The sequence below is a fragment of the Clostridium sp. C1 genome, from assembly GCF_018223625.1.
Lineage (GTDB): Bacteria > Bacillota_I > Bacilli_A > Erysipelotrichales > Coprobacillaceae > Allocoprobacillus.
In genome coordinates, this window is record NZ_CP073631.1 from 527958 (window position 1) to 553455 (window position 25498).

The 25498-nt window shown below is 33.2% G+C and carries 31 protein-coding genes; 29 read left to right on the top strand and 2 right to left on the bottom strand.

Going from position 1 to position 25498, the window contains the following annotated elements; all coding sequences use genetic code 11:
• Nucleotides 1-14: 14 nt before the first annotated feature.
• The 7 genes from KEC48_RS02710 (at nucleotide 15) to KEC48_RS02740 (ending at nucleotide 4358) form a co-directional block, all read left to right on the top strand.
• A complete protein-coding gene (locus KEC48_RS02710; RefSeq protein ID WP_211964219.1) occupies nucleotides 15-908 on the top strand; it encodes a conjugal transfer protein in 894 nt (297 codons plus the stop codon).
• A 149-nt stretch (nucleotides 909-1057) separates the two neighbouring features.
• Nucleotides 1058-1798: a MerR family transcriptional regulator gene (locus tag KEC48_RS02715; RefSeq protein WP_211964220.1), complete on the top strand. Its 741-nt coding sequence runs from the start codon at nucleotides 1058-1060 to the stop codon at nucleotides 1796-1798.
• Between the two features lie 74 nt (nucleotides 1799-1872).
• Complete coding sequence (locus tag KEC48_RS02720) at nucleotides 1873-2604, top strand: ABC transporter ATP-binding protein (RefSeq protein WP_076779912.1); 732 nt, start codon at nucleotides 1873-1875, stop codon at nucleotides 2602-2604.
• Nucleotides 2591-3334, top strand: coding sequence for an ABC transporter permease (locus tag KEC48_RS02725; protein WP_211964221.1), 744 nt, complete (start codon nucleotides 2591-2593; stop codon nucleotides 3332-3334). Before KEC48_RS02720 ends, KEC48_RS02725 begins: the two co-directional genes overlap by 14 nt.
• Before the next feature lie 2 nt (nucleotides 3335-3336).
• On the top strand, nucleotides 3337-3561 hold the full coding sequence (locus tag KEC48_RS02730) for a hypothetical protein (RefSeq protein ID WP_211964223.1): 225 nt from the start codon (nucleotides 3337-3339) through the stop codon (nucleotides 3559-3561).
• Between the two features lie 156 nt (nucleotides 3562-3717).
• The gene (locus tag KEC48_RS02735) at nucleotides 3718-4155 is read left to right on the top strand and encodes a GyrI-like domain-containing protein (protein ID WP_211964226.1); all 438 of its coding nucleotides are present in this window, start codon (nucleotides 3718-3720) and stop codon (nucleotides 4153-4155) included.
• A gap of 14 nt (nucleotides 4156-4169) precedes the next feature.
• The gene (locus KEC48_RS02740) at nucleotides 4170-4358 is read left to right on the top strand and encodes a cysteine-rich KTR domain-containing protein (protein WP_211964227.1); all 189 of its coding nucleotides are present in this window, start codon (nucleotides 4170-4172) and stop codon (nucleotides 4356-4358) included.
• A 107-nt stretch (nucleotides 4359-4465) separates the two neighbouring features.
• Here the strand turns inward: KEC48_RS02740 and KEC48_RS02745 are convergent, their stop codons facing one another.
• Nucleotides 4466-4828: a helix-turn-helix transcriptional regulator gene (locus KEC48_RS02745; protein ID WP_076779900.1), complete on the bottom strand. Its 363-nt coding sequence runs from the start codon at nucleotides 4826-4828 to the stop codon at nucleotides 4466-4468.
• 523 nt (nucleotides 4829-5351) lie between these two features.
• Between KEC48_RS02745 and KEC48_RS02750 the strand changes: the two genes are divergently transcribed.
• From KEC48_RS02750 to KEC48_RS02845, 20 genes are all read left to right on the top strand, one after another.
• On the top strand, nucleotides 5352-5771 hold the full coding sequence (locus tag KEC48_RS02750) for a sigma factor-like helix-turn-helix DNA-binding protein (protein ID WP_118721987.1): 420 nt from the start codon (nucleotides 5352-5354) through the stop codon (nucleotides 5769-5771).
• Nucleotides 5768-6001, top strand: coding sequence for a helix-turn-helix domain-containing protein (locus tag KEC48_RS02755; RefSeq protein WP_211964232.1), 234 nt, complete (start codon nucleotides 5768-5770; stop codon nucleotides 5999-6001). The genes KEC48_RS02750 and KEC48_RS02755 overlap by 4 nt, the downstream gene beginning before the upstream one ends.
• Before the next feature lie 418 nt (nucleotides 6002-6419).
• Entirely contained in the window at nucleotides 6420-6614 is a 195-nt protein-coding gene (locus tag KEC48_RS02760; protein ID WP_058692537.1) for a hypothetical protein, read from the top strand.
• A gap of 104 nt (nucleotides 6615-6718) precedes the next feature.
• The gene (locus tag KEC48_RS02765) at nucleotides 6719-7939 is read left to right on the top strand and encodes a tyrosine-type recombinase/integrase (protein WP_211964234.1); all 1221 of its coding nucleotides are present in this window, start codon (nucleotides 6719-6721) and stop codon (nucleotides 7937-7939) included.
• Between the two features lie 208 nt (nucleotides 7940-8147).
• A complete protein-coding gene (locus KEC48_RS02770; RefSeq protein ID WP_211964236.1) occupies nucleotides 8148-10718 on the top strand; it encodes an AAA family ATPase in 2571 nt (856 codons plus the stop codon).
• Between the two features lie 86 nt (nucleotides 10719-10804).
• A complete protein-coding gene (locus tag KEC48_RS02775) occupies nucleotides 10805-11551 on the top strand; it encodes an RsmE family RNA methyltransferase (protein ID WP_205088831.1) in 747 nt (248 codons plus the stop codon).
• Entirely contained in the window at nucleotides 11539-12309 is a 771-nt protein-coding gene (locus KEC48_RS02780; protein WP_211964238.1) for a hypothetical protein, read from the top strand. Before KEC48_RS02775 ends, KEC48_RS02780 begins: the two co-directional genes overlap by 13 nt.
• An 11-nt stretch (nucleotides 12310-12320) precedes the next feature.
• Nucleotides 12321-13628, top strand: coding sequence for a tRNA (N(6)-L-threonylcarbamoyladenosine(37)-C(2))-methylthiotransferase MtaB (gene mtaB, locus KEC48_RS02785; RefSeq protein WP_205088829.1), 1308 nt, complete (start codon nucleotides 12321-12323; stop codon nucleotides 13626-13628).
• A complete protein-coding gene (locus KEC48_RS02790) occupies nucleotides 13615-15096 on the top strand; it encodes a UDP-N-acetylmuramoyl-L-alanyl-D-glutamate--2,6-diaminopimelate ligase (protein WP_087357527.1) in 1482 nt (493 codons plus the stop codon). Before mtaB ends, KEC48_RS02790 begins: the two co-directional genes overlap by 14 nt.
• Entirely contained in the window at nucleotides 15068-15718 is a 651-nt protein-coding gene (gene deoC, locus KEC48_RS02795; protein WP_211964240.1) for a deoxyribose-phosphate aldolase, read from the top strand. The genes KEC48_RS02790 and deoC overlap by 29 nt, the downstream gene beginning before the upstream one ends.
• Before the next feature lie 113 nt (nucleotides 15719-15831).
• Nucleotides 15832-16014, top strand: a complete 183-nt coding sequence (rpsU, locus tag KEC48_RS02800; protein ID WP_087245930.1) for a 30S ribosomal protein S21 — start codon at nucleotides 15832-15834, stop codon at nucleotides 16012-16014.
• A gap of 58 nt (nucleotides 16015-16072) precedes the next feature.
• The gene (locus KEC48_RS02805) at nucleotides 16073-16276 is read left to right on the top strand and encodes a YabP/YqfC family sporulation protein (RefSeq protein ID WP_087357520.1); all 204 of its coding nucleotides are present in this window, start codon (nucleotides 16073-16075) and stop codon (nucleotides 16274-16276) included.
• Nucleotides 16257-17222, top strand: coding sequence for a sporulation protein YqfD (locus tag KEC48_RS02810; RefSeq protein WP_249191427.1), 966 nt, complete (start codon nucleotides 16257-16259; stop codon nucleotides 17220-17222). Before KEC48_RS02805 ends, KEC48_RS02810 begins: the two co-directional genes overlap by 20 nt.
• A complete protein-coding gene (locus KEC48_RS02815; protein ID WP_211964245.1) occupies nucleotides 17182-18156 on the top strand; it encodes a PhoH family protein in 975 nt (324 codons plus the stop codon). Before KEC48_RS02810 ends, KEC48_RS02815 begins: the two co-directional genes overlap by 41 nt.
• Before the next feature lie 104 nt (nucleotides 18157-18260).
• Nucleotides 18261-18593, top strand: a complete 333-nt coding sequence (locus KEC48_RS02820) for a DUF3784 domain-containing protein (protein WP_087357517.1) — start codon at nucleotides 18261-18263, stop codon at nucleotides 18591-18593.
• Between the two features lie 10 nt (nucleotides 18594-18603).
• A complete protein-coding gene (locus KEC48_RS02825) occupies nucleotides 18604-19716 on the top strand; it encodes an ankyrin repeat domain-containing protein (RefSeq protein WP_211964247.1) in 1113 nt (370 codons plus the stop codon).
• A 66-nt stretch (nucleotides 19717-19782) separates the two neighbouring features.
• The gene (locus tag KEC48_RS02830; protein WP_211964248.1) at nucleotides 19783-20286 is read left to right on the top strand and encodes a DUF4240 domain-containing protein; all 504 of its coding nucleotides are present in this window, start codon (nucleotides 19783-19785) and stop codon (nucleotides 20284-20286) included.
• Between the two features lie 32 nt (nucleotides 20287-20318).
• Nucleotides 20319-20765: a VOC family protein gene (locus KEC48_RS02835; protein WP_211964249.1), complete on the top strand. Its 447-nt coding sequence runs from the start codon at nucleotides 20319-20321 to the stop codon at nucleotides 20763-20765.
• Nucleotides 20756-21427 carry a suppressor of fused domain protein gene (locus tag KEC48_RS02840; RefSeq protein ID WP_211964250.1) on the top strand — a complete coding sequence of 224 codons (672 nt, stop codon included), beginning with the start codon at nucleotides 20756-20758 and terminating at the stop codon, nucleotides 21425-21427. Before KEC48_RS02835 ends, KEC48_RS02840 begins: the two co-directional genes overlap by 10 nt.
• 99 nt (nucleotides 21428-21526) lie before the next feature.
• The gene (locus KEC48_RS02845; protein WP_211964252.1) at nucleotides 21527-21970 is read left to right on the top strand and encodes a GNAT family N-acetyltransferase; all 444 of its coding nucleotides are present in this window, start codon (nucleotides 21527-21529) and stop codon (nucleotides 21968-21970) included.
• 283 nt (nucleotides 21971-22253) lie between these two features.
• On the opposite strand, the gene mutY is transcribed toward KEC48_RS02845, so the two are convergent.
• A complete protein-coding gene (gene mutY / locus KEC48_RS02850; RefSeq protein WP_211964255.1) occupies nucleotides 22254-23282 on the bottom strand; it encodes an A/G-specific adenine glycosylase in 1029 nt (342 codons plus the stop codon).
• Between the two features lie 224 nt (nucleotides 23283-23506).
• On the opposite strand from mutY, the gene KEC48_RS02855 reads away from it, so the two are divergent.
• Both KEC48_RS02855 and KEC48_RS02860 read left to right on the top strand, forming a co-directional pair.
• On the top strand, nucleotides 23507-23833 hold the full coding sequence (locus KEC48_RS02855) for a cyclic-di-AMP receptor (RefSeq protein WP_087357510.1): 327 nt from the start codon (nucleotides 23507-23509) through the stop codon (nucleotides 23831-23833).
• Nucleotides 23834-23874: 41 nt separating this feature from the next.
• On the top strand, nucleotides 23875-25479 hold the full coding sequence (locus KEC48_RS02860) for a folylpolyglutamate synthase/dihydrofolate synthase family protein (protein WP_211964257.1): 1605 nt from the start codon (nucleotides 23875-23877) through the stop codon (nucleotides 25477-25479).
• Nucleotides 25480-25498: the final 19 nt, after the last annotated feature.

Here is a 25498-nt window from a genome sequence, read left to right on the forward strand (position 1 = left end):
AAGGAATGGAAATCATGTTCAAGAAGAAAGAAAAACCGATAAAGGAAAAGAAAGTCCGCACTATGAAAGTGGGGACGCATAAGAAGTCCGTCATTGCCCTCTGGGTGGTGCTTATCGCAAGCGTGAGCTTTGGTGTGTATAAGAATTTTACCGCTATCGACCAGCACACCACGCATGAGATAGAAACCATACAGCTCCGCTTGAATGACACCAACGGCATAGAAAATTTCGTGAAGAACTTTGCGAAGTCCTATTACACATGGAGCAACAACAAGGAAGCTATCGAAGCAAGGACACAGGCTATCAGTGCCTATCTGACACAGGAATTGCAGGATTTGAATGTTGATACCGTGAGAACGGATATACCGACTAGCTCCACGGTCACGGACGTACTTATCTGGGACGTGGAACAGTCTGGGGAGAACGCTTTTTCTGTTACCTACGAAGTAGATCAGCAGATAAAAGAGGGCGACCAGACAAGGAATGTATCAGAAACCTATACCGTGATTGTTCATGTGGACGCTGACGGTGATATGGTGATTATCCAGAACCCGACCCTTGCCCCTGCTATGGAAAAATCCGATTATGAGCCAAAGTCACAGGAAGCGGACAACAGCGTGGACGCTGATACCACAGCAGACGCTACGGCATTTCTGGAAACATTCTTCAAGCTGTACCCTACTGCAACGGATAAAGAGCTAGCCTACTATGTAGAGGGAAATGCCCTTGAACCGATAAACGGGGACTATCTCTTTTCAGAACTTGTCAATCCTGTATTCACGGCTGACGGCGAGAATGTGTCAGTGAGCGTTGCGGTGAAATTCATTGATAATCAGACAAAGGCGACACAGATTTCACAGTATGAGCTGACGCTTCATAAGGATAGTAACTGGAAAATCATAGGATAGTTAATAGGCTTGCGTCATACATTGTATGGTATGCTACGCAAGCCTTTAACTCTTGCATATATTTATGATTTTGTATATAATTAAACCCTCCATTAGTACACCAACCTTTGAAGTGCTGATATACTTTTAATAAGATAGGAGGTTTTTTGATGAATACATATCAAACAACAGAAGTTGCTCGAATAATTGGTGTACACCCAAATACAGTTAGGTTGTATGAACAGCTCCATTTAATACCACTAGCAAAACGTAAAAAAAATGGATATCGCATTTTTACGGATTTTCACATAGAGCAATTTCGTTTAGCCCGTACAGCTTTAAAAGTTGAAATTTTGCAAAATGGATTGAGAAAAAAAGCTATGAATATTATTAAAGTTTCTGCTACAGGAAATTTTGATATGGCTATTAAATTGACAGATGAATATTTATCACAGCTTGAGCGTGAAAAGCATAATGCGGAGCAGGCAATACAAATTGTAAATGAACTCTTAAATGGGGAAAGCAGTCCTAATCAGGTACTATTGAAACGTAAAGAAGTATCAGAGTTTTTAGGCATTACAATGGACACTTTGCGAAATTGGGAGTTGAACGGTTTACTGTGTGTTAAGCGTAAAGCAAATGGTTATCGAGTATATTCAAATGATGATATAAAACGATTACGCATTATTAAAGCATTAAGATGTGCGAACTATTCTTTATCTTCTATTCTTAGAATGTTAAATGCTTTATCGGTCAATCCAGATATAAATATAAAATCTGTGATTGGTATGCCGGAAGAAAACGAAGATATTATAACCGCCTGCGACAAGCTATTGCTGTCACTTAATGACGCTTCTGAAAATGCTCGATTTATGAAAGCAACCCTAATTAATATGAAAAAATCCTTTTAAATACACCCTACATTTTAACACCAGAGTTTTCTCTGGTGTTATTATTTGTCCGTAAAATAAAGGAGGGAATAAAATTGAATACAACAATTAAAGTTGAACATCTCAAAAAATCCTACGGAAATACTTGTGTTGTCAATGATATAAGTCTTTCTGTAAATGAAGGTGAAGTTTTTGGACTTTTGGGAGCGAATGGGGCAGGAAAAAGCACCACGATTGAATGTATTTTAGGAACGAGACAGGCGGACAGTGGGACAGTAGAAATACTTGGAATGTGTCCGACAAAAGAGCGAAAACGATTGTTTGAAAACGTAGGCGTACAGTTTCAAGAGTCAAACTATCAAGAAAAAATTTTGGTTTCAGAGTTATGCGAGGAAACACAATGCCTATATAAAGAAGTTACGGATTATAAAATTTTATTGAAGCAATTCGGACTGTCTGACAAATTAAAAAGTCCTGTATCGGAACTGTCTGGCGGACAGAAACAAAAACTATTTATTGTTTTAGCACTTATCCCTAACCCTAAAGTAGTCTTTTTAGATGAATTGACGACAGGATTGGACACCAAAGCCCGCCGTGATGTATGGAAATGTTTATCGGAGCTAAAGAAAAAAGGATTAACTATTTTCCTTACCTCTCATTTTATGGACGAGGTAGAAAATCTTTGCGATAGGATTATGATTTTGAAAAAGGGAAATACCGTTTTTTCTGGGACAATTGAAGAAGCGATTGCCAGCAGTCCATATAAAGAATTTGAGGAAGTTTATCTTTGGTATGCAGAGGAGGATATGACAAATGAAAACATTTAAGACTATGCTAAAAACAGAATTAAAACTTTCCCTTAGGGGTATGGATATGTTCATTTTTGCTATCTGTATGCCTGTGGTAGTAATAGTTCTATTGGGTATTATTTATGGCGATAAACCTGCTTTTGCTGATGCTGAATATACTTTTTTGCAACAATCATTCGGTGCAGTATCTACAATAGCTATTTGTGCTGGCGGACTAATGGGCTTGCCTTTAGTTGTATCTGATTATAGAAACAGAAAAATTTTAAAGAGACTTAAAGTGACGCCTGTTAAGCCGATTACAATTTTGCTGGTCGAAATAACTATTTACTGTATTTATTCATTGGTGTCATTGGCACTCATTTATTTAGTGGCGTTTTTATTTTTTGATTTTCAGATAATAGGAAGCTTTTGGCAGTTTTTCTTATCTTTCGTGTTGGTAATGTTGTCTATGTTTAGCATTGGTATGATGGTTGGTGGAATAGCACCAAATATGAAAATCGCAAGTACCGTTGCCAGTATTTTATACTTTCCAATGCTAATTTTTTCGGGTGCAACGCTTCCTTATGAGATTATGCCTAATGCGTTACAAAACTTTGCAAATATACTCCCATTAACACAGGGAATAAAATTATTAAAAGGCACAGCGTTAGGTTTGCCGATTGATAATATCCTTTTTCCTATCGGGTTAATGATTGTAATTATCGTGATTTGTACGACTGTTTCTTTGAAATTCTTTAAATGGGAATAACTATGATAGTTTTAAAAAAGAAAGATATGAAAAAAATTCTTCAAGCTGGAGCAAAGACCAGAGGTGTGTCGTTATCTGAGTTCAGAGCCGAGATACAGGAAAATATTGATAACACTATGAACAGTAAAGACCCAGAGATACAGAAACGCTTCAAGAAATACTTTGGAAACAGAACGCCTACACCAGAAGAATATATTTACACAATTACAAAAAAAGTGAAAATTTAGGTTTTCTTCCTGCTTCCTGCGGTGCAGATCAGCAGGAAGAACTTACCTTTTAAAAAAGTTGTGGTGCATTTTAAAAAATATCTTGAAAAACATTTTAATTGCCCTTACCATTGCTTTATCAAGCTTGATACCGATTGAAATGTAGGAGGTCATAACTTGGTTATTGAGGAATTTAAAGATATTAAAATTGCATATATGCGCAGAACCGGTAAGTATGGTGCAGAAAACAAGCAACTAATGGAAAAGTTAAAAGAATATTTAAAAAGTAATGATTTATTCAAAGATAATACAACGATACTAGGTATAGCTTTGGACAATCCTTTATCAACGCCAGAAAATGAACAGCGATATGACGTGGGAATGATTATCACTGGCAAGGATATTCATTGTGATTTACCTATTCGTAATATTGATAGTGGGCATTACGCTATATTTGAGGTTCCACACGCAGAAAATGATGTGGCAAATTTTTGGAAGAATATTGACATATTAACTTCCGATTTGCCAGTTGACTATACGAAACCGATAATTGAGCGATATGCTTTCTCGAAAATCTCATTACATTTGTGTGAATTTTGTATTCCGTTAAAATAAAAGGTGGTGTTGCCGTGGAAAAGCAATCATGGATATTATGTCCTATTTGCAATAGTAAGACACGAGTTAAAGTGCGAAAAGATACAGAATTGATAAATTTCCCTTTATTCTGTCCAAAATGCAAGCATGAAACTTTAATCAATACAAATCGTGGAATAGTAAAAATTATTAAAGAGCCAGACGCTAAGACGCAGAGCCGATAGTTTGTAAGAATTATTCTTACAGATTATTGGCTTTTTTTCATTAAATCCTGCTTCCTGCAAAGCAGATCGGCAGGATAATTTGTAAGAGGAAAAAGAAAACGAGAAGCCTATTTGCTTCCCGTCCCCTTATATTTCATGATACCGTCGATTGTTCCTTGAATGATTTTGAGTTCTTCATCTGTCAGCTCATCGAGCGATACGTCTATCTGCCTGCGGATTGTAGATTTTTTTGCTTTCTCCTGCGGATAGAAATATTCGTCAACAGAGATATGGAACATGGTCACTAAATCATGAAATAGCTGAAAGCTGGGGTGTTTCCCTATATTCTCAATGTCTGCGATATGACGTTCTCCGTAAAAGACCTTATCGCCTAAATCATTACGGGAAAGCCCAGCTTTCTCTCTCGCTTTTCTGATTGCCAGTCCCAGCGGACGGAAATCAAAGCTGTGCGTATCTTTCTTTTTCCTCATTTTCAATCACCTGTCATGAGTTTATACTTCATGACACATGATTAGAATGTGTTAAAAACGCATATATTATGCGTTAATAATTCATATCAATATTACCTTGACGGTAAATAAAAAAAACCGTTCTAAGGTAATATCTTTTTCCATGTCTTTCAATCTGATTAGGACGGTTTTGGATATCCAGAGCTGTCTTTTTCTTTTGCACTCACGGGACAACTTTGGGTAAGGGGGTTGTGCCATGATTGCGTATCAGCAAATACGCCAGTATTCACAACTGAATAACCGCCTTACAATGGTTATCCAGTCAACACGCCCTGAACATGAGTTAAAAATTCATATCACTTACATTAAAAAAACAGTCTATTGGTACATTCGTATTCTAATAGACTGTTTTTATTATATCCGAGATTTGCAAATTCTTTTTTGTAAATCTTGGTAGCTGGACACCTCCTTGGGTAGTTGGGGTGCGGAAAGGGGGAAATGGACTTCCGTTCATTTCTACTTCGCACAGAAAGGAGGTGAAACAGTGGAAACATCTTCTTTCAGACAAGCCGTTGAAGCACAGTTCGATTGCCTTTCAAAGAAAGTCATCAAGCGAGCTGTGATGAAAGGCTACCGTGATATGAAGCGACGTGAAAAGCGTGAGTGTTCATTTTCTGATTTGCCAGATTATCAGCAGGAACGCTTTGGCGAGTGTGATAAGTACGAAAGCGACTACACCGTGTTTAACGTGCTGGGAATTGAAGTATGGATTGAAAATGACAAGTTGAGTGAAGCTCTTAAAGCTCTGACCGAGAAGAAGCGAAATATTATTCTGTTGTCCTACTTCATGGATATGGCAGACGGAGAAATCAGCCGTTTTATCAATATCCCTCGTTCAAACGTCCAGTATCACAGAACAAAGACGCTTGAAACATTGAGGAAATACATGGAGGAACACGAATGAAGAAACATGAACGCTTACCTTTTGAGGTTATCATATCAGCGACAGAGGGCGACCCAGAAGCCATTGCCACAGTGATGAACTTCTACGACGGGTATATCTCAAAGCTCTGTTTGCGAAAGCTCTATGATGAACACGGAAATGTGTGTATGGTAGTGGACGCAGATTTGAAAAACAGAGTACAGACAGCTTTTCTGGACATGATACTCAATTTTGAAATCGCAGTAATCTAATACATACAGGCGGGCGTGGTTTTCTCCCCTTTCCAGCCACACCGCTTGTCATTCTATAAAAGTCAATAGTCCTGCTGTTGGCTTTTACAGGCTGACAAGCCGTTGCCGTTCTTTGACAACTGAATAAAGCAGACAGATACGTTTGTGATACAGCGAGCCACGGGGACTGTACGCCATGACCTTTCCTAAAGAGAGCGAGCGACCCACGCAGTGATCCGAGAGCGACCGTTGGAAAAGTCGCCCCGCCATGACCTGTATTCACAGGATAATGATACGTCCCAGAGGTGGTTTTGCTCATAGGAATGAGATTGGTTGAGATACCAGCGGAGCTTTTCCAGAGCCGTCTGTCTGCTTCCCAAAATACAGGAAAGGGGGTGTTGCAAAATAAGTGATACTGATATGCTTATTTTGCTGATATATGAACAAGACAAAAGAGCGAAAAACCAGCCAGCCGATTACTGTTGATATAGAGGGGCTTTCTGCTATGCTCTCATGCGGTCATGCTACGGCAAGGAAAATCGGTGAGCAGGCAGAAGCAAAAATTGTCATAGGTCGCAGGGTTCTTTACTCCGTGGAAAGGGTTAAAAAATATCTGCTTTACCTTGCAGAATAGTACAGTCTTCTATTTATGTTCTTGCGGAAATATGGTATAATTATTTATAGGCAAACCACGCTGTGAGAACATGAAAAGAGGGCTACAAGAAAGGAATGGTTCTCATGGCAGTTAGCAGAAAAGACCCGAAAGGGAGAAAATTAAGAGAGGGCGAAAGCTGGCGTAATGACGGCAGATACAGTTATCGTTTTACAGATATAAGGACAGGAAAACGTCGTACAATCTACGCACAGGATTTACCAGAGCTTAGAGAGAAAGAAAAAAAGGTTGCAAAGGATATGGACGATAACATTCTGACAGACAGTGCAATCAAGAAAATGACGTTAAACACCTTGTTCGAGCGATACATGGCGACCCGTGAACTGAAAGAGCCTACACGAGTGAATTACATTCGTGTATGGAATAATCGGGTGAAAGATGAAATCGGCAACATTAAAGTTGTCCAGATGTTACCCTCTCACATTAAAGCCTACTATTCAAAATTGTCCAAAGCTGGATATGCTCATTCTACTATCAAGTATATTAACAACATGATTTTTCCTGCGTTGGAAATGGCGGTTGATGATGATATTATCCGTAAAAATCCAGCAAAAGGTTCTATCAGTGATTATGGCAGACCAGCAGAGGAACGTGTGGCGTTGACAATCTCACAACAGGAAAAGCTCATTGATTTTGTGAAGCAGAGCAATGTCTACAATACCTATTATCCTATGCTTACGATTATGATAGGTACAGGGTTAAGGTGTGGAGAGCTGATCGGTCTTACATGGAAAGACGTGGACACGAGAGCAAGACGCTTGAATGTAGACCACCAGCTTATTTACAAGAATTATGGAGACGGATGTCGCTTCCATATTTCTACTCCAAAGACGGACTCTGGTCTTCGTGTGATACCTATGACGCAGGAAGTACAGAAAGCATTTGAAGAACAGAGGAAAATCAACTTCATGCTGGCGAAAGATAAGTCTTTTGAGGTGGACGGATATTCTGGATTTGTTTTCACTGCTAAATCCGGCAGACCGCTTATGCCTTATGGTGTAAACAGTGTATTGTATAACATTGTAGACGCTTATAACAAAGCGGAAGTCCAAAAAGCAAAGAAAGAACACAGGAAAGCAGAACTGCTTCCAAAGGTTTCCGCTCATGTTATGCGACACACAGCCTGCACAAGAATGGCAGAGTGCCGTATGGACATTAAGGTATTACAGTACATCATGGGACACGCTCATTTTGATGTGACTATGGAAGTGTATAACCACTTGGGCGACAAGGCAAGGATTGAAAACGAGATAGCAAAGCTGGATAGTATGGCAGTGAACTTCTGACACCAGAAAAGAAAAAATTGGTGTCAAATTGGTGTCAAACCTAAGAAAAATGACAATTTCAAGAGTGGAAAATGCTTGCAAACCATTGATTTTACAGGGTTTGCAAAAAAATATTAAAAAAATTAGCACTCAGGTGTTGACAGTGCTAAAAAACGTGATATACTATAGTTAGCACTTGGGATATATGAGTGCTAAAGGAGTGATAGATATGAATATTGAAAAATGGACGACAGCCATGCAGGAAGCGATGCAAAAAGCCATGCAACAAGCTTTAGATATGTCTTGTCAAGTTGTAGATGTAGAAGATTTCCTATTGGCTTTATTAGAGGATACAAGTGGTATTTTATATCGTGTTCTTTCTAAAGCTCATGTGGATATTCAACAATTGACAACATTTTTAAGAAATAAACAACAACAAAAACCAAGAGTTGGTGGTATTGATGAAAGTCAAATGAGAATTTCTTATGATTTAAATCAATTACTGATAAAAGCTCAAAAAGTGATGAATGATTATAAAGATGAATATACCAGCGTTGAACATTTGATTATGGCTATGTTTGAAGTGCAATCTACTTTTATTCAAGAAATCATTAGACAGTATCATTTAAATAAAAAAGAATTAGAAAAAATTATTAAAGAAATGCGAGGTGGAAATATGGTTAATAATCCTCAACCAGAAAATCAATATGAAGTTTTAACAAAATATGGTAGAGATCTTATTCAAGATGTTAAGGATGGAAAATTAGATCCTGTTATTGGTCGTGATGAAGAAATTAGACGTGTGATTCAAATCTTATCACGTAAAACAAAAAATAATCCTATTTTGATAGGTGAACCTGGTGTTGGGAAAACGGCTATTGTGGAAGGATTGGCATGGCGTATTTTTAAAAATGACGTGCCTGTCAGCTTACAAAATAAGACGCTTTATGAACTTGATTTAGGAGCTTTGGTAGCAGGTGCTAAATATCGTGGTGAATTTGAAGAAAGATTGAAAGCTGTTTTAAATGAAATTAAAAAATCTGAAGGAAATATCATTTTATTCATTGATGAGATTCATCAGCTTGTAGGTGCTGGAAAAACAGATGGAGCTATGGATGCAGCTAACTTATTGAAACCAATGTTAGCACGTGGGGAACTTCATTGTATTGGAGCAACAACGCTAGATGAGTATCGTATGTACATTGAAAAAGATGCTGCCTTAGAAAGACGTTTCCAAAAAGTTCAGGTTGATGAACCAGATAGTGACGATACAATTGCGATTTTACGTGGTTTAAAAGATAGCTTCGAATCTCATCATGGTGTACAAATTACTGATAGTGCTATTGTGGCAGCTGTGAATATGAGTGAACGTTATATTACCGATCGTTTCTTGCCAGATAAGGCTATTGATTTAATTGATGAGGCCTGTGCTTCAGTTCGTATGGAAATTGATTCTTTACCAGAAGAACTTGATGTGATTACAAGAGAGAAAAATCGTCTGGAAATGGAACGTATTTCAATTGAAAAAGAAGATAAGAATGCAGATAATGAAAAACGTTTAAATGAAATCAAAAGTCGTATCGCTTCTTTAGATGAACAAGTCACAGGTTTAACAGACAAATGGAAAGAAGAAAAGAAAGCTTTAGATCATATTAAAGAATTAAAAGATCAAAAAGTGAGATATGAAGCCCTTAAAGATAAATATGAAACTGAAGGTAATTTAGAAGAAGCTTCAAAAATCAAGTATGAAACATTACCTCGTATTAATAAAGAAATTGCTGATTATCAATCACAAGAGTCTGATGATGCTTTATTACAGGAAAAAGTAACAGTTGATACAGTCAGTGAAGTTATTGCTAGATGGACAGGTATTCCTATTCATAAATTGATGGAATCTGAAAGAGAAAAATTATTACATCTTGATGATACTTTAAGAAAAAGAGTTATTGGACAGGATGAAGCGATTGAAAAAATCTGTGATGCTATTTTAAGATCACGTGCTGGAATCAATGATGAAAACCGTCCAATTGGTTCATTTATGTTCCTTGGGCCAACTGGAGTAGGAAAAACAGAAGTTGCCAAAAGTTTAGCAGAACAATTATTCGATAGTGAAAAGAATATTGTCCGTATTGATATGAGTGAATATATGGAGAAATTTAGTGTTTCTCGTTTATTAGGAGCTCCTCCAGGTTATGTTGGATATGAAGAAGGTGGACAATTAACAGAGGCTGTTAGACGTGCGCCTTATAGCATTGTTTTATTGGATGAAATTGAAAAAGCCCATCCTGAAGTCTTTAATGTTTTGCTTCAAGTCTTAGATGATGGTCGTATTACTGATTCTAAAGGCAATGTTGTTAGCTTCAAAAATACAATCATTATTATGACATCTAATATTGGTTCACAATATTTATTACAAGGTAATAATGAAGAAACAAGACATGAAGTTGAAATGGAGTTAAAAGCTCATTTTAAACCAGAATTCTTGAATCGTATTGATGAAATTGTCATGTTTAATTCATTAGATAATCAAGTTGTTTATAAGATTATTGATAAATTTATTGCTCAGCTTTCTAAACGTCTAGAACAACAAAATATATCAGTTCAAGTGAGTGACGGGGCTAAAGAAGAAATTGCAAGAGAAGGTTTTGATCCTACTTTTGGAGCCAGACCACTTAAACGTTTCATTCAGGGGCATATTGAAACATTAGTGGCTAAAGAGATGATTAAAGGAACAATCCAAAAAGATGATCATATTCTCATTGATTATCAAAATCAACAATTTGTTATTCAAAAGATTTAATAAAGCAGGTTAGAAGATCAAAATCTCCTAACCTTTTTTCTTTTTATATCCAAGAAAATGTGTTAGAATAGCGAAAGGAGGAAGTTATGCAAAGATATTTTATAGATGCCAAAAATATAGAGGGGTCATATATACATATTGATTCTTATAATCATAAACATATGCAACGTGTGATGCGTTATCGTTCAGGTGATCAGGTAATTTGTATTTTACCAGATCAACATGTTTACATATATGAAATCGTAAATATAGATAAAGGAATTCTTAGACAAAAAGAAGAATTGTTGGAAAATAATGAACTGGATGTTCAAGTGACTTTAATTTATGGATTACCAAAAAATGATAAATTTGAATGGGTACTACAAAAAGCAACTGAATTAGGAGTCACAAGAATTGTTCCTTTTTTATCCAAGCGTAGTATTATTAAAACAGATCCGAAAACTTTTGATAAAAAAAGAGAACGTTATTTACGTATCTTAAAAGAAGCCAGCGAGCAGTCCTGTCGTCAAAAAATACCAGAATTGACTTCATTAATAACATTATCTCATTTACAAGATTATGTTAGTGACATCAATCTGGTGGCTTATGAAGAAGAAAGTCGTCAAGGAGAACATCAAACATTTAAAAAAGCACTACAAAAAGATTATCAGACATTGACGATTGTTGTTGGACCGGAGGGTGGTTTTGATGAAAGTGAGATTGCTGTGATGAAAGCGGCTGGATTTGAAACATGTGCCTTAGGAAAAAGAATTTTACGTAGTGAAACAGCACCACTGTATATGTTAAGTGTGATTGGTTTTAGTAGGGAGTTGATGTCGTCATGGGATTTATAGAAAGTGTAAATAAGATTGGAGTTCATATTCCTCTTTCACAGACTCAATTATATCAAGATATTGAAAATCATCGTTCGTTTTTAGAAAAGATGGGATTATCATCGAAGATCAAAACAGATTTTGATTTGTTTTCATATGAGATTATTTATCGTGGTTTACTCACAAAAAATAAAATTGAAAATATTTATGAAGCTTTTTTAAATCAGCATTATGATTTGTTGGATTATTTAAACTATGATGAAAAACAGAAGATGTTTAATAATGATATTGCTGATGTTTTAAAAGAAGCACCACATTTTGTTGACTCACAAAGTCAGGTGACGATTTATATTCCTTATCTGGAACCATTTGTGAATCAACGCTATACGCATGATTATCAGATGTTGCTTTTAAAACAGCATCGCGAATATATTCAAAATTTTCAAGTTAATCTACAAACACCGATAGATATGTATGGTTATCATATTTTTCGTACAGCATTTACATCTTTACAAAATGTCTATGAAGATCAACGTCACATTTGTTTATATTTTGATCCATTGAAAACCATTTATATCTTTAAAAAAGATAATCATGAATTGATGAATAAAGTCATTATTCAAGATGAACATGCTCATAAAGATGCTCATTTAGAAGATGTTAAAAAGATTGTAGATGCTATTGAAAATTATCAATATCGTGACTGTCTGGAAATACTCAAAGATTTAGAATATATTTCTTTAAAGAATTATAAGAAAATTATAAAAAAATATAAATAGAAAGGATATTTATGAAAAAAGTTGCTTTTTTAACACTTGGATGTAAAGTCAATACTTATGAATCAGAAGCGATGTTAAAGCTGTTTCATGAAGCTGGATATGAAAATGTTGATTTTAAAGACAAGGCAGATGTTTATGTGATTAATACCTGCACTGTAACGAATACTGGTGATTCGAAATCACGCCAGATGATTCGTAAAGCCATCCGTCAAAATCCTCAGGCAATAGTTTGTGTTGTTGGCTGCTATAGTCAAGTAGCCAGTGAGGAAGTGGCTCAAATTGAAGGTGTAGGAGTCATTTTAGGAACACAGTTTAGAAATCGTATTGTTGAGTTTGTAGAAGAATATCAACGCTCTCATCAAACAGTCATCCATGTTGAAGATGTCATGACATTATCTCGTTTTGAAGATTTGGATATTGATGAATTCACAAGAAATACACGTGCTTTTTTAAAGATTCAAGATGGCTGCAATAATTTTTGTACTTATTGTATTATTCCTTATGCCAGAGGAAGGATTCGTTCAAGAGACAAGGATAGTGTTTTACAACAGGCTCAAAAATTAGTTGATCATGGTTTTGTTGAAATTGTCTTAACAGGTATTCATACAGCTGGGTATGGTCAAGATTTTGAAGATTATAGCTTTTATGATTTATTAGTTGATTTAACAACCCAAGTTAAAGGATTAAAAAGATTACGTATTTCATCTATTGAAATGAGTCAGATTACACATGAAATCATTGATTTAATAGCAACTTCACCTGTTATTGTTGATCATTTACATATTCCTATTCAATCTGGATGTGATAAAATCCTTAAGAAAATGAATCGTCATTATACAACTGATGAATTTGCTCAAAAACTTCAAGAACTGAAAGAAAAATTACCAACACTTTCGATTACTACAGATGTGATTGTTGGTTTTCCGGGTGAAACAGAAGAAGATTTTCAAACGACATATCAATGGATTCAAAAGATGCATTTTAATCAATTGCATGTCTTTCCTTATTCTCCTCGTCGAGGGACTCCAGCTGCTAAAATGAAAGATCAGATTGATGGTCCAACAAAACATCAAAGAGTTAAGGCATTGATGGATTTATCCCATCAATTACAACATGAATTTGCCTTGAGTCAAATTGGAAAAACTTTAGAGGTTTTAATTGAAGAACCAGATGGTGAAAGTATGATTGGACATGCTTCTAATTATTTAAAGGTTAAAACAAACTTGCCTTTAAATTCTGTAGGGCATATATATCATGTATTGATTGAAGAATGTCAAGATACGATATTGATAGGAAGTGTTGTAAGTGAAAAAAATTAATGAATTATTTCCTGTTGATGAGGATTTTAAAGTTCAATCTATTCATAGTGATTCACGATATGTTGGAAAAGACTCTATTTTCTTTTGCATTGATGGATTAAGTGTTGATGGACATAAATATATTGAAGATGCTATTTTTCAGGGAGCAAAATGTATTGTTTATTCTAAACCTTTGACTTTTAAGCATAAAGATGTTTTATATATTAAGGTTGATAATGTCTTGGATGAATTGAATCGAGTGGCAGATTTATTTTATGATCATCCTAGCTATAAGATGACTGTGATTGGTGTCACGGGTTCAAGTGGTAAAACCATTGTAGCTTTAATGATTAAAAATGCTTTGTCACAGTTTTTAAAAATGGGTTATATTGGAACGAATAATATTGAATATGCCGGGATTATTGAACAATGTCCTTATACAACACCGGAAACAATTTTTTTACAAAGACATTTAAGTGATATGGTTAAAAAAGATGTCAAAGGTGTCACATTGGAAGTATCCAGTCATGGATTGGCTTTAAAAAGAGTGGATAGTGTTCATTTTGATATTGGTATTTTTACCAATGTTTATGAAGAACATCTTGATTTTCATGGAACAATGGAAAATTTAATGGCATCTAAAGCAAAACTGTTTTCATTGATTGATGAAAAAGGTTATGCCATATTAAATACTGATGAAGTCCGTTTTTATAATCTGGTTAAAGACCAGATTAAATGCCATATTTTGACTTATGGTATTGAACATAAAGCGGATATCATGGCGAGAAACATTGAAGTTTTTATTGATCATAGTGAGTTTGATGTACAGGTGCATGATGAATTAAAACATGTATCAGTAGGTGTTTTGGGGCGTTTTAATATTTCTAATGTTTTAGCTGTCATGACGGCTTTATTGGCTTTAGAAATGCCTCTTTCCCAAGTGATTGATAGGGTTGAACATATTTCCGGTGTAGATGGACGTATGGAGCTTTTACAACATCCTTATCCATTTCATGTTATTGTGGATTACTGTCAACATGTCAAGAGTTATGAAAAAGTGTTTCAGTTTGCTCAGCAAGTTAAAAAAGACGGACGTATCATTGCAGTCTTTGGAGCACCGGGAAAGAAGAATTATAATAAGCGTCAAAAGATTGGAAAACTTGCAAATCAATACTGCGATCAAGTGATTTTGACAGCTGAGGATAATCGTGACGAAGATATTCAAGATATTTGTCTGGATATACAAAAATATATCGAAAAACCTGTCAGTGTGATTATTGAAGATCGTCGCATCGCTATTGAACAGGCTATTGAAATTGCCAATCGACATGATATTATTTTGATTCTTGGGAAAGGACATGAACAGTTTATGGCTTCGGCTATTGGTAATGATCCTTATCCTGGAGATAAATATGTTGCTTTAGAAGCAATCAATAAAATTTTTAAAGGAGAAGAAGACAATGGAAAAGAAATGGAACAAATTGATTGATCACACATTATTAAAAGCAAATGCTTCAAAAAATGATATTACAAAGTTATGTGATGAGGCAATGCAATATGACTTTGCATCTGTTTGTGTGAATCCAGTATGGGTATCATACTGTGCTGAATATCTTAAAGAAAGTGATGTTCGTGTTTGTACAGTGATTGGATTTCCACTAGGAGCGAATACTTCCAAGGTGAAAGCTTATGAAGCCAAAATGGCAATTGAAGAAGGAGCTGATGAAGTGGATATGGTCATCAATATCGGTGCTTTAAAAGCTGGAGATATGGATACAGTTTATCAAGATATTCAAGCAGTTGTGGATGCCAGTCAAGGACATTGTGTAAAAGTGATTATTGAAACATGTTTATTAACGGATGAAGAAAAAGTTTTAGCATGTCAACAGGCTATGAAAGCCAAAGCAACGTTTGTAAAAACGTCAACAGGTTTTTCAACAGGAGGAGCAACAGTTCATGATGTAGCTTTAATGAAACAAACTGTTGGTGATCACTGTGAAGTTAAAGCCAGTGGTGGTGTCAAAACATTTGAAGATATGGAAGCAATGGTTAATGCTGGAGCATCACGTATAGGGACTTCATCAGGAATTTCTTTGATGAATTACGAATAAAGTACAAAAACGAAAAGAAACAGGTGTGAATTATATAAAAAAACTTGATTTTCTGTTATTATCAATGTATAATAACGCATGTATTTGGTATTAGTAAAGGGGGGAAGTTCAATATGGCAAAAACTGTAGTAAGAGAAAATGAATCATTAGATGATGCATTACGTCGTTTTAAAAGACAAGTTTCTAGAACAGGTACCCTTGCAGAAGCTCGTAAAAGAGAATTTTATGTTAAGCCTGGTTTAAAACGTAAAATGAAATCAGAAGCTGCTAGAAAAAATAAAGGTAAACAAAGATAAGAAGAACTTTTGGTTCTTCTTTTTTGTTTGATATCATATATTCCACTGAGGTGGTATTGTGCTGGTTATTGATAAAGATAAAATTTGTATCTATGATTATCATGAGGTTTTAATGATGGACTGTCATCTGTTTAAAATTCAAATGCAGGGCTATGATTTGATTGTGAGAGGAAAGGATTTACAGATGTCCTATTATGATGAAAAAGAGATACGTTTATGTGGATATGTGAAAGTGATTGAATATGCTGAAAATGGGGTATGATTATTATTGTATTGATGAATCGTTAATTTATCATTTATTAATATTTGCAAGAGATCATAAACTTCAATTATCTCATTTTCAAAAACATGATCATCAATTTTATTTTTATTTACCAGTATATCAAAGATATTATTTCAAAAAATGGACATATCCCTATCATTATATAAAAACAGAAGGATTATTAAAATATATCTTTTTGTTATCAAGACAACACTTAAATTTTATAGGTGTGCTTTTTTTCTTCATAAGTTTATTTATGAGTTCTTATCTTATTTTTGATATTCAAATTGATGGAACATTACCTCAAGTGAATCAAAGTATCAAAGAAACTTTAGAAAAAGAAAATATTACTTTTTTAAAACCGCTTCAAAGCTATGAACATTTAAATGACTTATTATTACAATTGAAAGATTTATATAAAAATCAAATAGAATATATGAATATTTATCAGACAGGAAGTGTCTTTCATGTCGAATATACAAAACGTAAACAAGATCATATAAAAAAAGAAGATTATCGTAATCTATATGCCAGTCAAGATGGAATGATTCAATCATTGGATGTGAAAAGTGGAAATATTATGGTCAAGAAAAATGATTATGTCAAAAAAGGAGATTTATTAGTTGAAAATACAATTATTTCTACTCAAAATAAAACGAAGATTATTCCTGTTGAAGGACATGTTTATGCCTATACTTTTCATCAATATGAAGCCAGTGTCAAAGATTTGAAACAAGATCAAGGAGATGTCTTTTATCAATTGTTGTTAAAGATTCGTAGTCAAATCCCTGCAGGAGCTCATATTGATAAAGAAAATGTTTTACAAATGACAAGAAATCGTAGTAAAATAACGTTAAAGATGCATTATACACTGATTGAAGATATTGCAGTTAAAGGAGAAAAGAATGAAGAAAATCTTAAAACTAGAAACATGCACGATGGATGAGATATCAAGACTTTTTGGTCGCCAAGAAGAAAACATACGTTTATTAGAAGAAGCAATGCAATGTGATCTTATTGTTCGTGGTGATGAAATCGTTATGGATAATACAGAAGAAAAGAATCAGCAGGTTGAAGATATGATTCGTACTTTACTGGCACTTGTCAAGCAGGGAAAGACAATTAGTCAAAGAGATATTATGTATTCTTTGAATCTGGCTAAAAATCATCAATTAAATATGATTGATGAACTTTACCAAATCAAAATTGCACGCACAACAAATGGAAAATTGATTTATCCTAAAACTCTAGGTCAAAAAGAATATTATCAGGCATTAAAACATAATGATGTTGTTTTTGGAATAGGACCGGCAGGAACTGGAAAAACATATTTAGCTGTTGTTTTTGCTGTACAGGCCTTAAAAAATAATGAAGTTCAAAAAATTATTTTAACAAGACCAGCTGTTGAAGCAGGTGAAAGCTTAGGATTTTTGCCTGGAGATTTAAAAGAGAAAGTAGACCCATATTTAAGACCGCTTTATGATGCATTATATGATATGCTTGGGCAAGAAAAAACAGAGCGTTATATTGAAAAAGGGATTATTGAAATTGCTCCATTAGCTTATATGCGTGGACGTACATTAGAGGATGCTTATGTGATTTTAGACGAAGCTCAAAATACGACTGATGCACAAATGAAAATGTTTTTAACAAGACTTGGTTTTCATTCTAAAATGATTATTACTGGTGATATTACACAAATCGATTTACCTAAAGGTGTTGTCAGTGGTTTAAAGAAAGCTTTGCATATATTAAAGGATGTTAAGGGTATTCGTTTTGTATATTTAACAGCCTTAGATGTTGTCAGACATCCTGTTGTTCAAAGAATTATTGAACGCTATGAAAATGATGAAAAGAATCATGATGATATAAACTGTTGATGATGTTCAACAGTTTTTTATTTAGAAAGAAAATGATAGGTAAATGCAATGAATATGTTATAATGAGTATAAGTTAAAGATATATTTAGGAAAGAAGGAAAGATATGGCAAAATCTATAGTATTTATTGTTGTTTTAATGCTTGCTGTTATTTGCTTTTTTATTTCTTTTTTACATTGGAGAGAAAAAGGCTTTTTATTGAACAATACATATATTTTTGCGTCAAAACAAGAAAAAGAGAAAATGAATAAAACTCCACATTATAGACAATCTGCAATTGTTTTTAGTGGTTTATCGTTAGTGTTATTATTGATTGCTATTGATATAATACTAGAAACAGAATGGTTAATATGGATAATACGACTACTTGAGATGAGTTTTATTGTTTGGGCTATTGGCTCTTTTATAAAAAAGTTTTTTATAGATAATGATAAATAGGATGGTTTATATGAAATTATTAAATAAAATAAAAAAGAAGATTGATAAGAAAGAAAATATATCAAAAGCAAAGAAATCTTCTAAAAGAAAAACATTGATTAAAGATTTTGATGAGATTGTAAAAAGAGGTCATGAAGAAGAAATTAAAAATGTTTTTAAAAAATGTGATATTAATGCTTATGGAGGTTATGACAAAACAAATGCATTGTCTTTTGAATTATCTGAAAATTTAATGAGATGGTTAGTTGAAAATGGAGCAAATATTGAATATGAAGATAGATTTGGAAAACATCCACTTCATCATCAAGTCATTAACCCTCATGGACATCCTGAATATTTAATTCAACTAGGAGCAAATATAGAAGCTACTGATTCATGGGGAAATACCCCGTTATTTTATGCAACTTGTTTTTTTCGAATTGATCATATGAAGATACTGGTTGAATCAGGAGCAAGGGTTAATGCTTTAAATAGTAATGGAGAAACACCTTTATTAAAAGCAATGAAATATACGAAAAATGGAAATATTCCCGATTTGGTAAAAATCGTTCATTATTTATTAGAACATGGAGCTAGATTAACACGTAAAGAAAAAGAAGAAGTAAAAAGGATAGGAGAAGACTTTGAATGGTTTAGAGATTGTATTTCTAAGGATAGTATAGGTGAGATTGAAGAAAATTTGATGGAATTATATCGATTGTTTAAAGTTGAACCAGTTCCTAAAAGGATTATCTATGATGGGAAATCTAAAATCAGAGTTAAAGCCAAACAATGGCAAGATCAGCATGAAGAATTATGGAAATTGCTTGTTCCAACTTTAGGTCACGCATCTACTATTCAAGGAGAGGTTATTAGAATTTCAGGGAAACTCTCATATGAAATTAATCATAATGGCCGAATAAATTGGAATAAAGAATTTAAGAAAATGGCGGATTCATTACTAACATACTGTCGTTGTGGACATCAACTCTCACAAATAGAAATAGGAGAATTGAAAAAAATAGTTCACAATATCAATCATATTCAGGAAGATGATTTGGATAAGTTGACGCAATTATGTGTCAAATGGGTTCTTTTGAATCCATATCCTTTATCATTAGATCATGTCGATTATAATCGATAAAAATACTTTATAAACATAAAAAGAATATGTTAGTAGGTTAGTAAGAAAAGAAAGGAAGTGGGTATAGTGAATAAACATGATTTTTTTGATATCATTATGACAAAATGTGCTTGGTCTAAACAAGGGAATGATGAAAAAGTTTTAGCACCTTTAATAAAATTTTTATCTCAACAAGAAGACGATGAAATTTTTATGTTTGAGGATATAATGACAGATTTGTTGTATCAATTAGATACCCTTCAAAATTTCAAGATAGGTAAGAAATATTATCATCATAATGCTGATACTTTCCTATATTCTCGTTGTGTTGCTCTAATAAATGGTGAAAAATACTATATAAATGTAAAACAAGGAAAAAATAAAGATTTATGGACAAAGGAATTTGAATCCCTTCTGTATGTTCCTAAAAGAGCATGGAAAATGAAACATCATAAATCTTTAGAATATTATCCTCATCTTCCAGCAATATCATATGAAACTGGAAGTAATAAGGATGGATGGGAAAAAAGGATTTCTCTAACGAGATTGAAAAGAATTATACAAAATAAATCTATCAAAAATTTTATGTAAAAAAAGAATAATAGTGAATAGAAGGGATGTTTATGAGATTATCAACAACTTATATCTGTGTGAAAGATGTTAAAAAATCGTTACAATTTTATAAGTTCTTTTTACAAAAAGAACCTTTATATCAAAATGATAACAGATGGATTGTTTTTGACTGTGGCAATTTATTGGCACTTTATAATAGGAAATATGATGAGGAACTTATCAAAGAATCTCATGATATTCATTTTAATCAAGCTTATATTGATAATTTTTTTAATGAAGATAAGTATAAAAAGAATAATATTGTCGTTTTTAATTTTGAAGTTAATGATTTAAAAAGTGAATATCAAAGAATAAAGTCATTAGGAATTGGAGAAGTTTCTCAAATAATGTATGTGAATGTACATATGCCTTATTATTATTTTGATGTGATTGATCCAGATGGTAACATTTTAGAAGTGACAGGTCACTATGAAGGAGATGACACAATATGGGATTAATAGATAAGTTAAAAAAGAAAAAAACAGATCATATGTATTTGTATACGGATAAAGAACTGGATGAATATGAAAAATATATTGAAGAAACATTTGGTAACTACCAAGAAGTGTTTCATGAGATTGTATCTACTGATATTCATTTAGATATAATTATTGTCCCTCCCACAAATGAACAACCTTATTATAAATTAATTACAATGGGTATGGGAGCTTATCGAATGAATGTACCTGATAAGTGGAGAGAATATGAGTTAGAAAGAGCAGAACTGGTACTATATCTCCCATCAACATGGAATATTAATTCCAGCCAAGAAGAAGATTATTGGCCTATAAGACAATTAAAAATTTTAGCACGTTTACCTATAGAATGTCATACATGGTTAGGTTATGGACATACTATTTCTTCAGATGAAGAAAATACGCCTTATGCAAATAACACACAATTTTGCTGCATGATGTTAGTTGATGCATTAGATAATCAAGGTGAAAACTTGGATTTAAGAATGAAATCAAAGGGCAAAATTAATTTTTATCAGTTGTTTCCTCTTTATCAAGAAGAATTAGAATTTAAACAAAAACATAATGCTGAAACTTTGTTGAATTTGTTTGATGATGAAGATTTGATTCCGATCGTTAATATTCATAGAAGAAATTATGGTTGAGATTGTAAGTCACTATAAAAATATATATGCATTTATGATGAAGTATAAGCATTTTTAAAGTTATTCATCTTTATAAGTTTCATAGAGGAGAAGAATATAATGATAATAAGAGAAGTCCATGATCATAAAAAACAGTATTTATCTTTATTGTTGTTGGCAGATGAACAAGAAGATATGATTGATCGTTATATTGATCAAGGAATAATGTATGTGTTAGAGGACCATTGTGTCAAAGGAGAATGTGTTGTTGTTGATGTTGGTCATGGAATACTTGAAATAAAAAATCTTGCTATATTGCCAAAATATCAAGGATTAGGGTATGGTAAATTTTTGATTGATTATATCGCTGAAAAAAATAAAGAAAAGTATTCTTTATTACAGGTGGGAACTGGCGATAGTCCTTTGACAATTCCGTTTTATAAAAAATGTGGTTTTATGTATTCACATAAGATTGAAAATTTTTTTATTGATTATTATGATCATCCAATATTCGAAATGGGAGTACAGTTGAAAGATATGATTTATTTACAAAGAAAACTATAAAAATAATATTTTGATGTAATGATAAGATATAAAATCTAAAAATAGTGATGCTGATTGTCGGTGTTTTAACAGTTATAAAAAAGGAGAAAATGACTGATGAGAAATTAATCAAGACAAATCCATTATAAAGCACTTCTTGTTGGAGCGTTAATTGGGTCTTTGATTGGCTTATATCTTTATAATATTGATATTTTATAAAAACAGATATATTTTTAATATGAAGATATAGTCCTTTTCAATAGTATAAACACATATAATAAAAAGTGATCAAAAGAGACCACTTTTATTTTTGTTTAAGATAATGTTTTAAAACTTTCAAATGGGCAGTAGAAACAGGAAGTAAAGAAATGTCCTCTAAATGATATAATTTCATATTGCACAGATGAGAAATACTAAAATGATAAATATGCATATGCCAAGTACGATGGGTAAAAACATGCTTCACTTGTCCATGATAGGAAACCAGTGATAAAGGAAGATGATATTGTTTTTCAAATTCTTCCATGAAGCGATAAGGGCTTTCTAATTCATATTGAATAAAGCCATATAAATTTTCCAATAATCCAGCTGGATTTTGAATCATAAGATATTGATCTTGATAAGTGATAATTCCTGTTATGTAATTCAGTTCTTTATGTTTTATATTTTTGATAGAGATGGGTAATACTTTTTGTTGTCCTATTTCCTTTGCTTTACAAAAAGAAACAATGGGACAATTTTGGCATTGAGGATTAAGAGGACGACAAATTGTTGCCCCTAAATCCATTAATCCCTGATTAAAAGCTGAAGCATCATATCCTATTAGTAATTCACTAACAATCTGTGCAATCTTTTTTTGTGTTTTTGCTAAAGCTATGTTGTCTTTTAAGGCATATAATCGTGAGATGATTCTTAAAACGTTGCCATCAATGGCTGGTGTAGACATGCCATAAGCAATAGAACAGATCGCACCAGCAGTATAAGGCCCAATTCCTTTTAAATTTAAAATATCTTTATAGGTTGTAGGAAATTGTCCATGAAAGTTTTCGCAAATGAATTGTGCTGTTTCATGAATATGCTTAGCACGACGATAATAACCAAGTCCTTCCCATAATTTATAGACATCTTCCAGTGATGCCTTCGCAAGTTTATCTATTGTATCAAATGTTTCAATAAAGCGTGTATAATATGGAATCACAGCTTCGGTTGTTGTTTGCTGTAACATAATCTCACTAATCCAGATATAATAAGGATTCTTTGTTTCACGCCAAGGGAAATGCCGATGGTTTTTGTTGTACCATGTTATTAAATTGTTTTGTATATTCTTTTGCATCAAATCACCATGCGTATTATACTATAAAATATCTAAAAAAGAAAAGCATGTGATAAGTAGAATGTGAAAGTTTAAAAAGAAATAAACTTTTTTAACTGATATTTGATTATTAATGACTTTTGTTTATATATTTTGAAAAAATATGAGAAATGCGAGAAGACAATTAAAAAAATTGTACTTATCTCAAAAAAGTGATAAGATAGAAGAAAGAAAGGAGCAAGACTATGAAACTCATAATTGCAATTGTAAATAATGATGATAGTAATTCAGTTCAAACAGCATTAACTGAAGGTGGTTTCTTTGTAACAAAGTTAGCGACATCTGGTGGTTTTTTAAAGAAAGGGAATACAACTTTCTTTATTGGAACAAATGATGATAAGGTAGATCCAGCACTTGAGATTATTAAAGCTCATGCAAGAAAACGTGTGGAAAAAGAACCAACAGTTCCACCTACTGAAATGGGAGAATTCTTTACACCAATCATGGTAGATGTACTTGTTGGTGGAGCAACTGTTTTTGTTGTAGACGTTGATCGTTTTGAAAAAATTTAAAAAACAGCTTTGGCTGTTTTTTATTTGTAAAGGAGTATAAAGTGGAATTAAGGATATTAAGAGGACATGAAATTAAAGAAGCTATAAAAGGAATAGATGATCAAATTGCATTAGATTTGTTATTGGATTCTTATCAGAAAAATCTATTTTTTATTGGGGCATTTGAAAATGATTTGATTGGGGCTATTGGGATCTCACATTTTCAAGAGATTGCTTATCTTTGGGTTGAAAAAAATGATCATCAAAAAGAGATTGCTTCAAAGTTAATTCGTATGAGTCTGACATTAACGCAGGATGATTTATACGTATCATTTTCAACACAATGGGATGATGTCTATGAAGATTTGGGATTTCAAAAACAAATAGATTTAAAGCGATGGATTTATCATCACTTTGTTCATAAGCGTTTTACTTCTTATGGGCAGGTTCATGATTTTATTGCCAGCCAAAAACAACGTGTTTACGCTTTAGATAATTTTAAACGCTTTATGAAAGATATAGGTAATCCTCAAACATTATTAAAATTTATTCATATAGGTGGAACAAATGGGAAGGGGTCCACAACAAATTATATTCGTTCAGTATTACAAAAGGCAGGATATAAGGTTGCAACTTTTACATCTCCGGTACTTGTGACAAGATTGGAAATTATGCGTATTAATAATCAGCATATTCAAGAAGATGAAATGATGATTTATGCGAATAGATATATGGATTTATGGTTGCAGTATGAATTGTCCATGTTTGAAATAGAAGTTTTTATTGCGATTATGTTTTTTATAAGACATCGTGTAGATTTTGCGATTTTTGAAGTTGGGCTTGGTGGCGAATTGGATGCAACAAACATCATCTATCCTATGATTTGTGCCAATACAAATATTGGTTTGGATCATATTGAATATCTTGGTGATACTTATGAAAAAATTGCTCGTACAAAAGCAGGGATTGTTAAAGAGGGGATTCCTTATATTACAGGTGAAAAAAAACAAGACTGTTTGGATGTTTTTAAAGAAATCTGCCAGTTGCATCATAGTCCATTGATTCAAGTACAGGATATTCAAAATATTCAAGATAATGGAGAATATCTGACATATGATTATCGTCAATATCATATCACTTTACAGACAAGTGCCATTTATCAATGTCAAAATAGTGCTTTAGCAATTGAAATCTTATTATATTTAAAAGAATATGGTTATTTGGCTTTTGATGATAAACAGTTGTTAGATGGTTTAAAAGAAGCTGCCTGGGCAGGACGCTTTGAAATTGTGAGTCATCATCCGTTGATGATTATTGATGGTGCTCATAATCTAGAAGGAATGGAAGCTTTTTATCAATCAGCCTGTAAGTACAAAAATATTAAAATTATTTTTAGTGCTTTAAAAGATAAAGATACTCATGCTATGATGGAATGTTTGCTTAAGTTGACCAATGATATTACTGTTTGTGAATTTGACTTTTATCGTGCGCAGACGGTTGAAAAACTAGCTGAGGATTTTCCGGTTAAAATTCAAAAAGATTGGCATCAAGCGATTGATGAAGCTTTTTTGCATCAAGGTGTTGTCTTTATTACAGGTTCTCTTTATTTTCTGGCACAAGTTAGACCATATATTTTACAACATCAAAAAAATACAAGAAAGAGTTGAGTTTTCGTAAAGAGTATGA

Excerpts from the sequence above, each read along its gene's own strand:
- rpsU (WP_087245930.1), top strand. The coding sequence starts at position 15,832 with ATGGCAAAAACTGTAGTAAGAGAAAATGAATCATTAGATGATGCATTA.
- KEC48_RS02725 (WP_211964221.1), top strand. The coding sequence starts at position 2,591 with ATGAAAACATTTAAGACTATGCTAAAAACAGAATTAAAACTTTCCCTT.
- KEC48_RS02780 (WP_211964238.1), top strand. The coding sequence starts at position 11,539 with ATGGGATTTATAGAAAGTGTAAATAAGATTGGAGTTCATATTCCTCTT.
- KEC48_RS02775 (WP_205088831.1), top strand. The coding sequence starts at position 10,805 with ATGCAAAGATATTTTATAGATGCCAAAAATATAGAGGGGTCATATATA.
- KEC48_RS02845 (WP_211964252.1), top strand. The coding sequence starts at position 21,527 with ATGATAATAAGAGAAGTCCATGATCATAAAAAACAGTATTTATCTTTA.
- KEC48_RS02715 (WP_211964220.1), top strand. The coding sequence starts at position 1,058 with ATGAATACATATCAAACAACAGAAGTTGCTCGAATAATTGGTGTACAC.
- KEC48_RS02755 (WP_211964232.1), top strand. The coding sequence starts at position 5,768 with ATGAAGAAACATGAACGCTTACCTTTTGAGGTTATCATATCAGCGACA.
- KEC48_RS02810 (WP_249191427.1), top strand. The coding sequence starts at position 16,257 with ATGCTGAAAATGGGGTATGATTATTATTGTATTGATGAATCGTTAATT.
- mtaB (WP_205088829.1), top strand. The coding sequence starts at position 12,321 with ATGAAAAAAGTTGCTTTTTTAACACTTGGATGTAAAGTCAATACTTAT.
- KEC48_RS02815 (WP_211964245.1), top strand. The coding sequence starts at position 17,182 with ATGAAGAAAATCTTAAAACTAGAAACATGCACGATGGATGAGATATCA.
- KEC48_RS02745 (WP_076779900.1), bottom strand. The coding sequence starts at position 4,828 with ATGAGGAAAAAGAAAGATACGCACAGCTTTGATTTCCGTCCGCTGGGA.
- KEC48_RS02770 (WP_211964236.1), top strand. The coding sequence starts at position 8,148 with ATGAATATTGAAAAATGGACGACAGCCATGCAGGAAGCGATGCAAAAA.
- KEC48_RS02835 (WP_211964249.1), top strand. The coding sequence starts at position 20,319 with ATGAGATTATCAACAACTTATATCTGTGTGAAAGATGTTAAAAAATCG.
- KEC48_RS02820 (WP_087357517.1), top strand. The coding sequence starts at position 18,261 with ATGGCAAAATCTATAGTATTTATTGTTGTTTTAATGCTTGCTGTTATT.
- KEC48_RS02855 (WP_087357510.1), top strand. The coding sequence starts at position 23,507 with ATGAAACTCATAATTGCAATTGTAAATAATGATGATAGTAATTCAGTT.
- KEC48_RS02825 (WP_211964247.1), top strand. The coding sequence starts at position 18,604 with ATGAAATTATTAAATAAAATAAAAAAGAAGATTGATAAGAAAGAAAAT.
- KEC48_RS02840 (WP_211964250.1), top strand. The coding sequence starts at position 20,756 with ATGGGATTAATAGATAAGTTAAAAAAGAAAAAAACAGATCATATGTAT.
- KEC48_RS02730 (WP_211964223.1), top strand. The coding sequence starts at position 3,337 with ATGATAGTTTTAAAAAAGAAAGATATGAAAAAAATTCTTCAAGCTGGA.
- KEC48_RS02710 (WP_211964219.1), top strand. The coding sequence starts at position 15 with ATGTTCAAGAAGAAAGAAAAACCGATAAAGGAAAAGAAAGTCCGCACT.
- KEC48_RS02765 (WP_211964234.1), top strand. The coding sequence starts at position 6,719 with ATGGCAGTTAGCAGAAAAGACCCGAAAGGGAGAAAATTAAGAGAGGGC.
- mutY (WP_211964255.1), bottom strand. The coding sequence starts at position 23,282 with ATGCAAAAGAATATACAAAACAATTTAATAACATGGTACAACAAAAAC.
- deoC (WP_211964240.1), top strand. The coding sequence starts at position 15,068 with ATGGAAAAGAAATGGAACAAATTGATTGATCACACATTATTAAAAGCA.
- KEC48_RS02760 (WP_058692537.1), top strand. The coding sequence starts at position 6,420 with ATGAACAAGACAAAAGAGCGAAAAACCAGCCAGCCGATTACTGTTGAT.